Source organism: Agarivorans litoreus (assembly GCF_019649015.1).
GTDB lineage: Bacteria > Pseudomonadota > Gammaproteobacteria > Enterobacterales > Celerinatantimonadaceae > Agarivorans > Agarivorans litoreus.
Genome location: NZ_BLPI01000001.1, coordinates 1,133,040 through 1,147,732, shown reverse-complemented (window position 1 = coordinate 1,147,732; position 14,693 = coordinate 1,133,040). Strand labels below are relative to the sequence as shown.

Sequence of the window (14,693 nt, the reverse complement as noted above, 5' to 3'; positions counted from 1 at the left end):
GGGTGTTTAGATAGGGCAGCTGCTTTTTTCACTGTCGGTGATGAACCGAATATTGCCGCCCTTTGAGATTACTACACCATCGATGTAGCTATTGTCATTTGAACAAAAATAAATGCTGCCTGAGGCACCAGCAATTAAACCATCACTCTGAAACGAAAAGGAATTTATCGAACCTTTAAAATCTGTGGTGCCTGCTTTGGTAAAGGGCTCTGCCGCCAGCAGAACTTTCTCATCACCATCTAGTTTTCCATTATTATTGTCGTCGGCAAATACTGTTAAACCAGAGTTCACCTCACCGCCACAGTCACTGCCATTTGCTTGTAGAGCGCATACCACCACTCTTTGATTTAGATTGATTGCTTGGCTGCGTGCAAAGCGTATTTCTCGCATCATTCTATTTGTTGAGGCATCAGCAGCCATTGTTTGGAACAAGCTATTCATACTAGGTACGCCTATGCCAAGCAATACAACTGCAATGGCTATGGTGATCATAAGTTCAAGTAACGTGAAACCAGTATGCTTGTTCAATGTGGTCGCTCTTAATCATTAGGTTCTTATTTAAGTGTATACCTTAATTATTCGTCTGCAGCAGGACTGAAGCTTTTTGCTGTAAAGTGTGTGGTAGGTTTAGCAGATAAGCCGAATAAGTTATTTAAATGCGGATTCATTGGTTTTATTAGCAATTTTGTAGTTGATGTTTATGTCGCTACAGCTCAGCTAAGATATTGATTTTGCGTGAGCCAAGTGGTGTTTTTTAGCCAATTCTCGGATTAAGCTAAGTGTATAACGTTGTCACATGCCCGCGCTTGGCTTAAAGTAAGGGCATAAAGACTCAACAAAATGATAAATAAAAGGAAGTACACATGAAGCAAGTTACGGCAATTATCAAGCCATTCAAAATGGATGATGTTCGCGAAGCTTTAGCTGAAATTGGTATTACAGGTATGACAGTGACCGAAGTAAAGGGGTTTGGTCGACAAAAAGGCCACACTGAACTTTACCGTGGCGCTGAGTACAAAGTAGACTTTTTACCCAAAATGAAGCTAGAGCTAGTCGTTCAAAAAGATGACCTAGAGCGTTGTATTGAAGCGATTGTGCAAACTGCGCAAACTGGTAAAATTGGCGACGGCAAAATTTTTGTACGCGACGTTGACCGCGTTATCCGTATTCGTACTGGTGAAGAAAACGAAGATGCGATTTAATTTGTATCCCAATGATCAAAAAAGGCGAGCTTTGCTCGCCTTTTTTGATGCTTAGCGGATATTAATTCACACTAAGTATTAATGCTGCTTGTTCTGCTTTATCGGTAATACCTAAAGCTTTATAGCCGTCTTCCATTACTTTAAGTGCATCGCGTGCAGACGGTGTATCTGAGAAGTTTTCAATCACATAGCGAGCGCGATTTACTGCACCAATATAAGCTTCACGTTTAATGTAGTAACGAGCCACCGATACTTCGTAGCGGGCTAGCAGATCTTTTAAGTGAACCATACGTTGCTTGGCATCGGCTGCATAATCACTGTGCGGATAACGATTAATCAAGGTTTTAAAATCGTTAAAGGCTTGGCGAGAAAAGCTTGGGTCTCGGTCAAAACGATCAATGCCAACAAGGCTTTGGAATAAGTTGTAGTCTGCCGCCATATTGGTAAGCCCGCGCATGTAATAGACGTAATCTAACTCACTGTGGGTTGGGTTATTGCGAATAAAACGATCGGTGCTAGCTAAAGCCATCGCTGTATCACTACGTTTGTAATATACGTAGATAAGGTCAAGCTGTACTTGATTCGAATAGGGACCAAATGGGTAGCGCGTATCTAAGGCTTCTAAGTTCTCTACAGCATCAGTAAAAGCACCATTGTTGATTGCTGTTTGAGCTTCAGCGTAAAGCTCAGACGCTGGCTTATCAGGGATCTTCGGTTTATCTTTTGAATTCGAAGAACAAGCTCCAAGCATTAAGCCGAGCAGTATTACGGATATTGTTTGCTTATAAACGCGCATCATGGACTAAAAATCGTCTTTGTTGTTTCTGTGATAACCAAATAACAATACTCGTCTCAACGTCGAAAAGTATTAGGTTAAACACCTCAAATAATGGGCAAACAGTATCCTCTATGCCACTTAAACCGTCAATCACCGAGTGACATATATAGTGGGAGGTGCATCTAACAAACCATTTTCTTCTATGCTTTAAGCTAGGAATGATTACAATAGCCCGTTTTGGCCTTCCTGTTAGAGGTAAAACCTAAGATGAGTCAACCTTTAGAGTTGCGAGCAATCGTTGATGATGAGCTAGCTGGAGCTCGCCTCGATCAGGCGTTAGCAGCGTTGTTTCCAGATTATTCCCGTTCACGGATCAAAGAATGGATCCTTGGAGAATGTGTTCGTTTAGATGGCGAACTGAAAGTTAAGCCTAGGGAAAAGGTAGTTGGCGGGGAAGAAATTGTATTAAATACCGTGTTGGAAGACGTGGTTGAAGCACAGGCAGAGGATATCGAGCTCGATATCGTTTATGAAGATGACGATATTCTGGTGATTAATAAGCCTATTAACATGGTGGTGCACCCTGGCGCTGGTAATAATAGTGGCACAGTGCTCAATGCTTTATTACATCGCTACCCATCCATTGCTGAAGTGGCTCGCGCCGGTATTGTGCACCGTTTAGATAAAGATACCTCGGGCCTTATGGTAGTAGCTAAAACTGTGCCAGCACAAACTCACCTAGTTGAAGCACTGCAAGCTCGCCATGTAACCCGTGAGTACGAAGCCATTGCCACAGGAGTGATGACCGCGGGTGGGTTGGTTGACGAGCCAATTGGCCGTCATCCTACTAAACGCACTCACATGGCAGTAGTTGCTAGTGGCAAACCTGCTGTAACCCATTACCGCGTTGCGGAGAAGTTTCGTCAACATACGCGTATCCGCTTGCGTTTGGAAACAGGGCGTACTCACCAAATTCGGGTGCACATGGCGCATATTGGACACTCACTTTTAGGTGACCAAACCTACGGACGCTTGCGTTTACCTAAAGGCTCTAGTGAAGAGTTGATTGCTGCCATGCGTGGGTTTCAGCGCCAAGCACTGCATGCGGTAATGCTGCGTTTAGAGCACCCAATTACTGGCGAAATGATGGAGTGGCACGCACCGGTTCCTCAAGACATGCTAGATATTGCCGATGCCTTGCGCGCCGATCATAAACTCAATCCTGATTTAGGCTAAGCATGGCTAAATTGCTGGTTGATTGGCCCTGTCCAAAAAATGTAAAAGCGGTTTACAGTGACCGCTTAGCTGGCGCTAGTTCGGCTCCTTATGATTCCTACAACCTGGGTGATCATGTGGGGGACGACGCCAGCGCAGTACAGTCCAATCGGCAGCATTTCCAACAAGGTATGCCACAGCAAGTTTGTTGGCTAAAGCAAATTCACAGCACTCGTGTGGTAAATGCCAGTGAGTCTAGTAAGCTTTTTGCTGAGGCTGATGCCAGCGTCGCGAAGCAAGCGCATGCGGTATGTGTAGTAATGACCGCAGATTGTTTACCAGTACTTTTTTGCGATAAACAAGGTACTGTAGTGGCGGCGGCACATGCTGGGTGGCGCGGTTTGCTTGATGGCGTGCTAGAAAATACCGTAGCAGCAATGAACATTGCTCCCAGTGAGATCATGGCTTGGTTTGGTCCGGCGATTGGCCCTAATGCCTTTGAAGTAGGTGTAGAGGTTTATCAGCAATTTGTTGCTAAAAACTCACCGTCTGCCAACGCTTTTACGGCTAGTGCAAATAGCGGTAAGTATTACGCCAATATCCATTATTTGGCTAAGCAGCGCCTTAGCGCGCTAGGTTTGAATGATGTTTATGCGGATGCAAGCTGTACTTTTAATAATGCCTCACGTTTCTTTTCTTATAGGCGTGACGGCCAAACCGGACGAATGGCTGCAGCCATCTGGCTTAGCTAAAGCAATTAAAGCTCACAAAACCATCGTATTGATGTTTTTTTAATGCCATTTATCTTGATTTTTTTTACATCTAATCCCACATAATCATTAATAGCTTAATATATGTGGAGGTGTGACATGCGCCTAGATAGATTTACAAGCAAATTTCAATTAGCGATTTCAGACGCTCAATCTTTAGCATTGGGGCGCGACCACCAGTTTATTGAACCGGTGCACTTAATGTCGGCCATGCTAAATCAAGATGCCGCTTCGCTACGGCCATTATTGGTAGAAGCTGGTATTGAAGGTAGCGCCTTACGTTCTCAGCTTTCTCAAGCCCTAGAGCAATTGCCACGTGTTGAAGGTACCGGCGGTGAAGTTCAGCTTTCTAACCAATTAGTGGTGCTGCTTAACCTTTGTGACAAGTTGGCGCAAAAGCGTAAAGATAAATTCATTTCATCAGAAATTTTCTTTTTAGCCGTTACCGAAGATAAAGGTAAGCTTGGCGATATTATGCGTGAGTTAGGCGCAAATAAAGAGAATATAGAAAAAGCCATTACTAAAATTCGAGGTGGTCAAAAAGTTGATGACCCTAATGCCGAAGATCAACGTCAAGCCCTTGAAAAATACACCATAGACCTTACCGAGCGTGCCGAGCAAGGCAAGCTTGACCCGGTGATTGGTCGTGATGATGAAATTCGTCGCACCGTGCAAGTATTGCAGCGTCGCACCAAAAATAACCCAGTATTAATTGGTGAGCCTGGTGTGGGTAAAACCGCGATTGCCGAAGGCTTAGCTCAGCGGATCATTAACCACGAAGTGCCGGAAGGGCTAAAAAACAAACGCGTTTTATCACTTGATATGGGGTCTTTGGTAGCGGGTGCTAAATATCGCGGTGAGTTTGAAGAGCGCTTAAAAGCAGTGCTAAATGAACTTTCTCAAGAAGAAGGTCAAGTGATACTTTTCATCGATGAGTTGCACACTATGGTTGGTGCCGGTAAAGGCGATGGTGCGATGGATGCGGGTAATATGCTTAAACCTGCCTTAGCGCGTGGTGAACTGCATTGTGTAGGCGCAACTACCTTAAACGAGTATCGTCAGTACATTGAAAAAGATGCCGCACTTGAGCGTCGCTTCCAAAAAGTGCTGGTGGAAGAGCCTAACGTTGAAGACACCATAGCGATTTTACGTGGTTTAAAAGAGCGTTATGAATTGCACCACTCGGTTGAAATTACTGACCCTGCGATTGTTGCGGCGGCCAGTTTGTCACATCGCTATATTTCCGATAGGCAGCTACCCGATAAAGCTATCGACCTTATTGACGAAGCGGCTTCAAGTATTCGTCTGCAAATAGATTCTAAGCCTGAAGCCTTAGACAAACTTGAACGCAAAATCATTCAGTTAAAGCTGGAGCGTCAAGCGCTGCAAAAAGAAGCCGATAGCGCCAGCCTTAAACGACTAGCTTTACTGGACGAAGAGTTAGCTGAAAAAGAAAGTAAATTTAAAGAGTTAGACGAGGTTTGGAAGGCCGAAAAAGCCGCTTTATCGGGCACCCAGCATATTAAAGCAGATTTAGAGCAAGCTCGTTTAGACATGGACGTTGCGCGCCGAGCGGGCGATTTAAATCGTATGTCTGAGCTGCAATATGGTCGCATTCCAGAATTGGAGCGCCAGTTGGATTTAGCCTCGCAAGCTGAAATGCAAGATATGAGTTTGTTGCGGAACAAGGTGAGTGATGCAGAAATTGCTGATGTTTTGTCTCGTTGGACTGGCATTCCAGTTAACCGAATGCTGGAGGGCGAACGTGACAAGTTGTTGCGTATGGAGCAGCAACTGCACGATAGAGTGATTGGTCAAGGCGAGGCCGTGGAAGCAGTATCCAATGCTATTCGTCGTAGCAGAGCGGGATTATCTGATCCAAACCGCCCGATTGGTTCGTTCTTGTTTTTAGGGCCAACTGGTGTGGGTAAAACAGAGCTATGTAAAGCGCTCGCCGAATTTATGTTTGATACCGAAGAGTCAATGGTTCGCATCGACATGTCGGAATTTATGGAAAAACACTCCGTTGCTCGTTTAGTGGGAGCGCCTCCCGGTTATGTGGGTTATGAAGAGGGTGGTTATTTAACTGAAGCGGTACGGCGCAGACCTTACTCGGTTATTTTGCTTGATGAAGTAGAAAAGGCTCATCCAGATGTGTTTAACATTTTGCTGCAAGTATTAGACGATGGCCGCTTAACCGATGGGCAGGGGCGAACGGTAGATTTTCGCAATGCAGTCATCATCATGACGTCTAATCTTGGTTCAGACATTATTCAAGAGCGACATGGTGAGATGACTCATCAAGAGATAAAAACTGCCTTGATGGGCGTGCTTGCTCAGCAATTTAGGCCTGAGTTTATTAACCGAATTGACGAGTCAGTGGTATTCCATCCACTAGCGCACGAACAGATCCGAACAATTGCCGGAATACAAGTTCAGCGTTTAGTACCGCGTTTGGAGGAAAAAGGTTACAAGCTGGAGTTTAGCGATGCGGTGTTAGATAAGTTAGGGCAAGCTGGCTTTGATCCTGTCTATGGCGCAAGGCCTTTAAAACGGGCTATTCAGCAACAGTTAGAAAATCCCTTAGCGCAAGCCATTTTGTCGGGACAAATCGAACCAGGGAAAACAATTCGTATCGAGTTGGAAGATGGCCAATTAGCCTTTAAATAAAAGTAAAACGTAAGCAAGCTAATTAGCTTGCTTACGTTGTTGGTTTTGGAGTTGCTTTAGGTTGAGATAGCTTTTTGTTTGGCTGTCGCTAAGCAGCTTAGTAATCTCTTGGTCTTTTTCTTTTAACAACTCACGCATTGCTTTCCACATTTGTTTTCTATCACCTTCAAAACCAAACAGGTCATCCATCAAACGGTTGTATCGTTGTTCAAGTTGAGTAAATTGGTTAATTTGGTGAGAATCTAAACTCAAATGTTTGGTCAATCTTTCTATGTCCATAGTGTTACTACCAATTTGTGCGTTTAGTCGACCTAAAAAATGAACTCCTCCCAATATTTATTTCTTATGTCTAAGATATAGTTCATAGCTGTGCTTTTGTCTTTGAATTGCTATTAACACTTAAGGGCTTATGCTATTTTTAGCTAAAGTTTTAAGGCTGTTTTATAGAGTATTTAAATGACCGAGCAAAAAGTTAGTGAAGGTGCCCGCCAAAAAGGCATCTTCTTACTCCCCAACTTGTTTACCACCGCAGGGCTGTTTTCAGGCTTTTATGCGGTAGTAGCATCAATGAACGACCAATTTGAAGCAGCGGCTATCGCCATCTTTGTTGCAATGATTTTTGATGGAGTAGATGGCCGGGTTGCGAGGTTGACAAATACCGAGAGTGCCTTTGGTGCAGAGTATGACTCGATGGCCGATATGGTTTCTTTTGGTATTGCCCCTGCGCTGGTGGTTTATAATTGGGCGCTGCATGATTTAGGCAAAATAGGTTGGTTGGCTGCATTTGTATATACTGTTGGGGCAGCCTTGCGTTTAGCTCGTTTTAACACTCAAGTAGGTATTGCGGATAAACGTTTCTTTCAAGGTTTAGCCAGTCCTGCCGCTGCCGCGTTAATAGCTGGGATGGTCTGGTTTGCTCAAGACCTACAGTTTTCAGGTAACAGTTTAGAATTTGTTGCCTGCTTTATTACTGTTATCAGTGGTCTGTTAATGGTGAGTAACTTCCGCTATCACAGTTTTAAGGGCATAGACCTAAAAGGCCGCGTGCCATTTTTTGCCGTGTTGCTTATAGTATTGGTGTTTATTGTTATTGCTGTTAAGCCGGCAGTTATCTTATTTACCTTGTTTGCTGCTTACGCTGTATCGGGTCCAATCTATACTGTCCGTACTGTTAAGGAACTCAAGTTCAAGCACGTGGTGGGTGATGAAGAAGACCTAGACTGTCATCGTAATGAGAATCAACATAAAGATGATGGGCAATCAGGTGAATCTATAGCTGAAGAAAAAGCAGAAAAGTAACAAAATAGTAGTTAATGAGAAAAAAGGCGCTTAAATGGCGCCTTTTTGCTTAATAAATATGCTGTTTTGGTTTTATCTTTCAATAATTGGCAAAAAATCAAAATAACTGTTGCTTTACCAAATCGCTTCCCTATAATGCACCTCCACTGACACGGCACGCAGCGCGCTAAAGCGAAGCAAGGCTACGTCAGGGTTAGCAAGGCCTAGGGCTGAGTTAGCCGGCTCTCAAACTTCTTTTTAAAATGTTTTAAAAAGCGGTTGACAGCCACAGAGGAAAGCGTAGAATGCGCACCTCGCCTCACAAGAGGCAACGCTCTTTAACAATTTATCAAGCAATCTGTGTGAGCACTCACAGGGCCTTAAGCGAAAAAATTAAGCTTAAGTGAACTGGAGTCTTGCACTGTAAAACACAGTAATAATTTCAGTTTTTAACTTTGAGCGAAAAAACTTTTGATTGAAGAGTTTGATCATGGCTCAGATTGAACGCTGGCGGCAGGCTTAACACATGCAAGTCGAGCGGTAACAGAGAGTAGCTTGCTACTTTGCTGACGAGCGGCGGACGGGTGAGTAATGCTTGGGAATATGCCTTTACGTGGGGGACAACAGTTGGAAACGACTGCTAATACCGCATAATGTCTTCGGACCAAAGGAGGGGACTCTTCGGAGCCTTTCGCGTAAAGATTAGCCCAAGTGGGATTAGCTAGTTGGTGGGGTAATGGCTCACCAAGGCGACGATCCCTAGCTGGTTTGAGAGGATGATCAGCCACACTGGGACTGAGACACGGCCCAGACTCCTACGGGAGGCAGCAGTGGGGAATATTGCACAATGGGCGAAAGCCTGATGCAGCCATGCCGCGTGTGTGAAGAAGGCCTTCGGGTTGTAAAGCACTTTCAGTCGTGAGGAAGGGGTAGTAATTAATACTTACTATCTTTGACGTTAGCGACAGAAGAAGGACCGGCTAACTCCGTGCCAGCAGCCGCGGTAATACGGAGGGTCCGAGCGTTAATCGGAATTACTGGGCGTAAAGCGTACGCAGGCGGCTTTCTAAGCCAGATGTGAAATCCCCGGGCTCAACCTGGGAATGGCATTTGGAACTGGCAAGCTAGAGTTTTGTAGAGGGTGGTAGAATTTCAGGTGTAGCGGTGAAATGCGTAGAGATCTGAAGGAATACCAGTGGCGAAGGCGGCCACCTGGACAAAAACTGACGCTCATGTACGAAAGCGTGGGGAGCAAACAGGATTAGATACCCTGGTAGTCCACGCCGTAAACGATGTCTACTAGTTGTCTGTGAGTTTAACTCGTGGGTAACGCAGCTAACGCATTAAGTAGACCGCCTGGGGAGTACGGCCGCAAGGTTAAAACTCAAATGAATTGACGGGGGCCCGCACAAGCGGTGGAGCATGTGGTTTAATTCGATGCAACGCGAAGAACCTTACCTGCCCTTGACATACTGAGAATTTACCAGAGATGGTTTAGTGCCTTCGGGAACTCAGATACAGGTGCTGCATGGCTGTCGTCAGCTCGTGTCGTGAGATGTTGGGTTAAGTCCCGCAACGAGCGCAACCCCTATCCTTATTTGCCAGCACGTAATGGTGGGAACTCTAGGGAGACTGCCGGTGATAAACCGGAGGAAGGTGGGGACGACGTCAAGTCATCATGGCCCTTACGGGCAGGGCTACACACGTGCTACAATGGCATGTACAGAGGGATGCGAACTCGCGAGAGCAAGCGGACCCCAAAAAGCATGTCGTAGTCCGGATCGGAGTCTGCAACTCGACTCCGTGAAGTCGGAATCGCTAGTAATCGTAGATCAGAATGCTACGGTGAATACGTTCCCGGGCCTTGTACACACCGCCCGTCACACCATGGGAGTGGGCTGCAAAAGAAGTGGGTAGTTTAACCTTCGGGAGGACGCTCACCACTTTGTGGTTCATGACTGGGGTGAAGTCGTAACAAGGTAGCCCTAGGGGAACCTGGGGCTGGATCACCTCCTTATTATGATGCTTAGGTTTTGTGACGTGTTCACACAGATTGCTTGATGAAAAAGAAAAGAGAGAAGTTCTAGTGTGGTGTAGAACCAACGAGAACAGCTACTGCAGTGTCCCGTTCGTCTAGAGGCCTAGGACACCGCCCTTTCACGGCGGTAACAGGGGTTCAAATCCCCTACGGGATACCATTTTCTCTCACTGGTTTGAGAATACAAAGCTAAGCGTTGATTGATACAGTGCTTAGCTTTGGTTTCTAAGGAACCAATTGCTCTTTAACAATTTGGAAAAGCTGATAAAAAAATATCTCAAGAATATGAGTTTAATAACAAGTGTTCTTGGTATTCAAAAATAAGGTGATCGTACTCGAATGGCAGGATTTATACAGCCTGACCATTCAAGTGATTTAAGCGACAACATTTAGGTGTTGTATGGTTAAGTGACTAAGCGTATACGGTGGATGCCTTGGCAGTCAGAGGCGATGAAGGACGTGTTAATCTGCGATAAGCCATGTTAAGTCGATAAAAGACGTAATAGACATGGATTTCCGAATGGGGAAACCCACTGCATTTTATGCAGTATCGTAACGTGAATACATAGCGTTGCGAGGCGAACCCGGGGAACTGAAACATCTAAGTACCCGGAGGAAAAGAAATCAACCGAGATTCTGGTAGTAGCGGCGAGCGAACCCGGATTAGCCCTTAAGCTTTTAGGTGATTAGTGGAACATTCTGGAAAGGATGGCGATACAGGGTGATAGCCCCGTACATGAAAATCTACTTTAAGTGAAAACGAGTAGGACGGCACACGTGATATGTTGTCTGAATATGGGGGGACCATCCTCCAAGGCTAAATACTCCTGACTGACCGATAGTGAACCAGTACCGTGAGGGAAAGGCGAAAAGAACCCCTGTGAGGGGAGTGAAATAGAACCTGAAACCGTATACGTACAAGCAGTGGGAGCCCCTTCGTGGGGTGACTGCGTACCTTTTGTATAATGGGTCAACGACTTAATTTCAGTAGCAAGGTTAAGCGAATAGCGGAGCCGTAGGGAAACCGAGTGTTAACTGCGCGCATAGTTGCTGGGATTAGACCCGAAACCCGGTGATCTAGCCATGGGCAGGTTGAAGATTGGGTAACACCAATTGGAGGACCGAACCGACTAATGTTGAAAAATTAGCGGATGACTTGTGGCTGGGGGTGAAAGGCCAATCAAACCGGGAGATAGCTGGTTCTCCTCGAAAGCTATTTAGGTAGCGCCTCGAGCGAATACTGATGGGGGTAGAGCACTGTTAAGGCTAGGGGGTCATCCCGACTTACCAACCCTTTGCAAACTCCGAATACCATCAAGTACTACTCGGGAGACACACGGCGGGTGCTAACGTCCGTCGTGGAAAGGGAAACAACCCAGACCGTCAGCTAAGGTCCCAAAGTGTATGTTAAGTGGGAAACGATGTGGGAAGGCTTAGACAGCCAGGATGTTGGCTTAGAAGCAGCCATCATTTAAAGAAAGCGTAATAGCTCACTGGTCGAGTCGGCCTGCGCGGAAGATGTAACGGGGCTAAACATACCACCGAAGCTACGGGAGCATGCTTGCATGCTCGGTAGAGGAGCGTTCTGTAAGCCGTTGAAGGTGTGTCGTAAGGCATGCTGGAGGTATCAGAAGTGCGAATGTTGACATGAGTAACGATAAAGGGGGTGAAAAGCCCCCTCGCCGAAAGACCAAGGTTTCCTGTCCAATGTTAATCAGGGCAGGGTGAGTCGGCCCCTAAGGCGAGACTGAAAAGTGTAGTCGATGGGAAACAGGTTAATATTCCTGTACTTCGTATAATTGCGATGGGAGGACGGAGAAGGCTAGGCCAGCGTGGCGATGGTTGTCCACGTGAAAGGCAGTAGGCGGTAAACTTAGGCAAATCCGGGTTTACAATACGCTGAGAGTTGATGACGAGTGTCTACGGACACGAAGTGGTTGATGCCCTGCTTCCAGGAAAAGTCTCTAAGCTTCAGATTATACGAAACCGTACCCCAAACCGACACAGGTGGTTGGGTAGAGAATACCAAGGCGCTTGAGAGAACTCGGGTGAAGGAACTAGGCAAAATGGTACCGTAACTTCGGGAGAAGGTACGCTGCCGGCGGTGATGGAACTTGCTTCCTAAGCTGCTGGCAGTCGCAGATACCAGTTGGCTGCAACTGTTTATTAAAAACACAGCACTGTGCTAAATCGAAAGATGACGTATACGGTGTGACGCCTGCCCGGTGCCGGAAGGTTAATTGATGTGGTTAGCGCAAGCGAAGCTATTGATCGAAGCCCCGGTAAACGGCGGCCGTAACTATAACGGTCCTAAGGTAGCGAAATTCCTTGTCGGGTAAGTTCCGACCTGCACGAATGGCGTAATGATGGCCAAGCTGTCTCCACCCGAGACTCAGTGAAATTGAAATTGCCGTGAAGATGCGGTGTACCCGCGGCTAGACGGAAAGACCCCGTGAACCTTTACTACAGCTTGACACTGAACATTGACCCTACATGTGTAGGATAGGTGGGAGGCTTTGAAGCGTTGTCGCTAGATGACGTGGAGCCGACCTTGAAATACCACCCTTGTAGTGTTGATGTTCTAACGTTGTCCCGTTATCCGGGATGCGGACAGTGTCTGGTGGGTAGTTTGACTGGGGCGGTCTCCTCCCAAAGAGTAACGGAGGAGCACGAAGGTTGGCTAAGTATGGTCGGACATCATACGGTTAGTGCAATGGCATAAGCCAGCTTAACTGCGAGACAGACACGTCGAGCAGGTACGAAAGTAGGTCATAGTGATCCGGTGGTTCTGTATGGAAGGGCCATCGCTCAACGGATAAAAGGTACTCCGGGGATAACAGGCTGATACCGCCCAAGAGTTCATATCGACGGCGGTGTTTGGCACCTCGATGTCGGCTCATCACATCCTGGGGCTGAAGTCGGTCCCAAGGGTATGGCTGTTCGCCATTTAAAGTGGTACGCGAGCTGGGTTTAGAACGTCGTGAGACAGTTCGGTCCCTATCTGCCGTGGGCGTTTGAGAATTGAGGGGAGCTGCTCCTAGTACGAGAGGACCGGAGTGGACGAACCGCTGGTGTTTGGGTTGTTATGCCAATAGCATTGCCCAGTAGCTACGTTCGGAACTGATAACCGCTGAAAGCATCTAAGCGGGAAGCAGGCCTCGAGATTAATTCTCACTAGGACTTTAAGTCCTCTGAAGGGCCGTTGGAGACTACAACGTTGATAGGCAAGGTGTGTAAGTGCTGTGAGGCATTGAGCTAACTTGTACTAATTACCCGTGAGGCTTAACCATACAACACCTAAAGGGTGTTGCTTATAGATACTTTATTTTAGAAACCATGAATGCTTGTTAGTGCTCATGAGGTATTTCAGCTTTTTCGAATGTTAAAGACAACAGTTTTTGCCTGGTGGCAATAGCGTTGTGGACCCACCTGACTCCATGCCGAACTCAGAAGTGAAACGCAACTGCGCCGATGATAGTGTGGGGCTTCCCCATGTGAAAGTAGGTCACCGCCAGGCTCCTATACTAAGCCCTCGTCTAACGACGAGGGCTTTTTTATTGCCTGCGATTTAGTCTCTCAGGCATATTATCCCCTTCCCCACCTCTCATTTTTATTAAAGAGCGCTTTCATCATTGGTCGCGCTTGATGGTTGTAGTGCTCAAGCCACTTGTAAGCATGAAGTTTGTAAGTTGCTGGAAGGCTAACTCCGAGCTAAGTGATCCAGCTTGATTGAGATGCTTAGCTTCATTTTAATTGAGTAGTTGATTAATTTTTTGCATTTGCGCGTTACTGAGCGGTCCATGTTCGATAGCAGCTGCATTACTTAGCACTTGAGCTGTATTACGAAATCCTGGAATAGGTAATGTGTGCTCACCTAAGCCCCAAATCCAAGCTAGTGCCCCTTGATTAACCGTTCTTCCCTTGCTGGTTAAAATTGATTGAATGTCAGCTAATTTGTTGAGCAGTTCAGACGATGCTTTACCGTTAATGAAGTATTTTAGCCACTCTGGATTGATGCAACGAATATCGTCTTTATCTAGAATGCTTGAATGATGGTACTTGCCTGAGAGCAGCCCCATAGCGAGTGGTCCTCGGTTTATCGCCGTTTTGTTGTGCTTGGCACAGAAGCTTACCAAATCATTGTTTTGGTCTAACACGTTGTTTTGAAATTGAAAAGCAATGCAGTGTTCGGCTGAAGAAAAGGCTTTTGCACGGTCTAAATAGTCGGTACTCCAAGCATACGCGCGTATTTTCCCTGCCTTAACTAAATGCTCTAGAGTGTCTACTATTTGTCCTATATTTTCGGCTGGGTAGTCATTTAGGTGTAACTGGTATAAATCGATATATTCAGTACCTAAGCGTTTTAAGCTATTTTCGCAGTGTCGAATAATTGCATCGTGTTGATCAAAGGTACCGCTGATGGTTTTGCTATTTTCATCAAACTCTAGGCCAAACTTAGTGCCAATAATGGCTTGCTGGCGTTTATTAGCTAGGGCTTTACCCAATACCCGTTCGTTGTGACCTGCACCATAAACTGCAGCTGTATCGAAAAAGTTAATGCCAGCATCAAGTGCAGCGTGAATGGCCGAAATCGAGACCGCATCGTCCACTTTTCCCCAGCCACAAGGTTTGTTGTCTTGGTCGAAGAAAGGCCCACCAATGGCCCAACAACCTAAACCAAGAGGGCTTACTTTCCATTCACCTAACTGTCTTAATTGCATAGCATTATCCTTTTTGGCTAT

General features: G+C 46.0%; 9 protein-coding genes, 1 tRNA gene and 3 rRNA genes. 9 read left to right on the top strand and 4 right to left on the bottom strand.

Annotated features, from left to right (window positions below):
• Positions 1-6: 6 nt before the first annotated feature.
• Positions 7-528 carry a GspH/FimT family pseudopilin gene (locus K5L93_RS05330; protein ID WP_220718789.1) on the bottom strand — a complete coding sequence of 174 codons (522 nt, stop codon included), beginning with the start codon at positions 526-528 and terminating at the stop codon, positions 7-9.
• 335 nt (positions 529-863) lie between these two features.
• Between K5L93_RS05330 and K5L93_RS05325 the strand changes: the two genes are divergently transcribed.
• Entirely contained in the window at positions 864-1,202 is a 339-nt protein-coding gene (locus tag K5L93_RS05325) for a P-II family nitrogen regulator (RefSeq protein ID WP_220718788.1), read from the top strand.
• Positions 1,203-1,263: 61 nt separating this feature from the next.
• Here the strand turns inward: K5L93_RS05325 and K5L93_RS05320 are convergent, their stop codons facing one another.
• On the bottom strand, positions 1,264-2,001 hold the full coding sequence (locus K5L93_RS05320) for an outer membrane protein assembly factor BamD (protein WP_220718787.1): 738 nt from the start codon (positions 1,999-2,001) through the stop codon (positions 1,264-1,266).
• A 246-nt stretch (positions 2,002-2,247) separates the two neighbouring features.
• Here K5L93_RS05320 and rluD point away from each other — a divergent pair, with 246 nt between their 5' ends.
• The 3 genes from rluD to clpB all read left to right on the top strand — a co-directional run bounded on the left by rluD (position 2,248) and on the right by clpB (position 6,635).
• Positions 2,248-3,216 (top strand): 23S rRNA pseudouridine(1911/1915/1917) synthase RluD, encoded by a 969-nt coding sequence (gene rluD, locus K5L93_RS05315; RefSeq protein ID WP_220718786.1) that lies wholly within the window; start codon positions 2,248-2,250, stop codon positions 3,214-3,216.
• A gap of 2 nt (positions 3,217-3,218) precedes the next feature.
• Entirely contained in the window at positions 3,219-3,947 is a 729-nt protein-coding gene (gene pgeF / locus K5L93_RS05310; RefSeq protein ID WP_220718785.1) for a peptidoglycan editing factor PgeF, read from the top strand.
• Between the two features lie 117 nt (positions 3,948-4,064).
• A complete protein-coding gene (clpB, locus tag K5L93_RS05305) occupies positions 4,065-6,635 on the top strand; it encodes an ATP-dependent chaperone ClpB (protein ID WP_016401295.1) in 2,571 nt (856 codons plus the stop codon).
• An 18-nt stretch (positions 6,636-6,653) separates the two neighbouring features.
• Here clpB and K5L93_RS05300 read toward each other — a convergent pair whose 3' ends face one another.
• Positions 6,654-6,914, bottom strand: coding sequence for a hypothetical protein (locus tag K5L93_RS05300; protein ID WP_220718784.1), 261 nt, complete (start codon positions 6,912-6,914; stop codon positions 6,654-6,656).
• Positions 6,915-7,091: 177 nt separating this feature from the next.
• On the opposite strand from K5L93_RS05300, the gene pssA reads away from it, so the two are divergent.
• From pssA to rrf, 5 genes are all read left to right on the top strand, one after another.
• Positions 7,092-7,934, top strand: a complete 843-nt coding sequence (gene pssA, locus K5L93_RS05295) for a CDP-diacylglycerol--serine O-phosphatidyltransferase (RefSeq protein WP_220718783.1) — start codon at positions 7,092-7,094, stop codon at positions 7,932-7,934.
• Positions 7,935-8,385: 451 nt separating this feature from the next.
• Positions 8,386-9,930: ribosomal RNA gene (locus K5L93_RS05290) — 16S ribosomal RNA — on the top strand.
• Positions 9,931-10,035: 105 nt separating this feature from the next.
• A tRNA-Glu gene (locus tag K5L93_RS05285) sits at positions 10,036-10,111 on the top strand.
• Positions 10,112-10,353: 242 nt separating this feature from the next.
• Positions 10,354-13,241: ribosomal RNA gene (locus tag K5L93_RS05280) — 23S ribosomal RNA — on the top strand.
• 111 nt (positions 13,242-13,352) lie between these two features.
• Positions 13,353-13,468, top strand: a 5S ribosomal RNA gene (rrf, locus tag K5L93_RS05275).
• Together the 16S, 23S and 5S rRNA genes with 1 tRNA gene alongside form the textbook arrangement of a ribosomal RNA operon.
• Positions 13,469-13,700: 232 nt before the next feature.
• Here the strand turns inward: rrf and K5L93_RS05270 are convergent.
• Entirely contained in the window at positions 13,701-14,672 is a 972-nt protein-coding gene (locus tag K5L93_RS05270; RefSeq protein ID WP_220718782.1) for an aldo/keto reductase, read from the bottom strand.
• Positions 14,673-14,693: the final 21 nt, after the last annotated feature.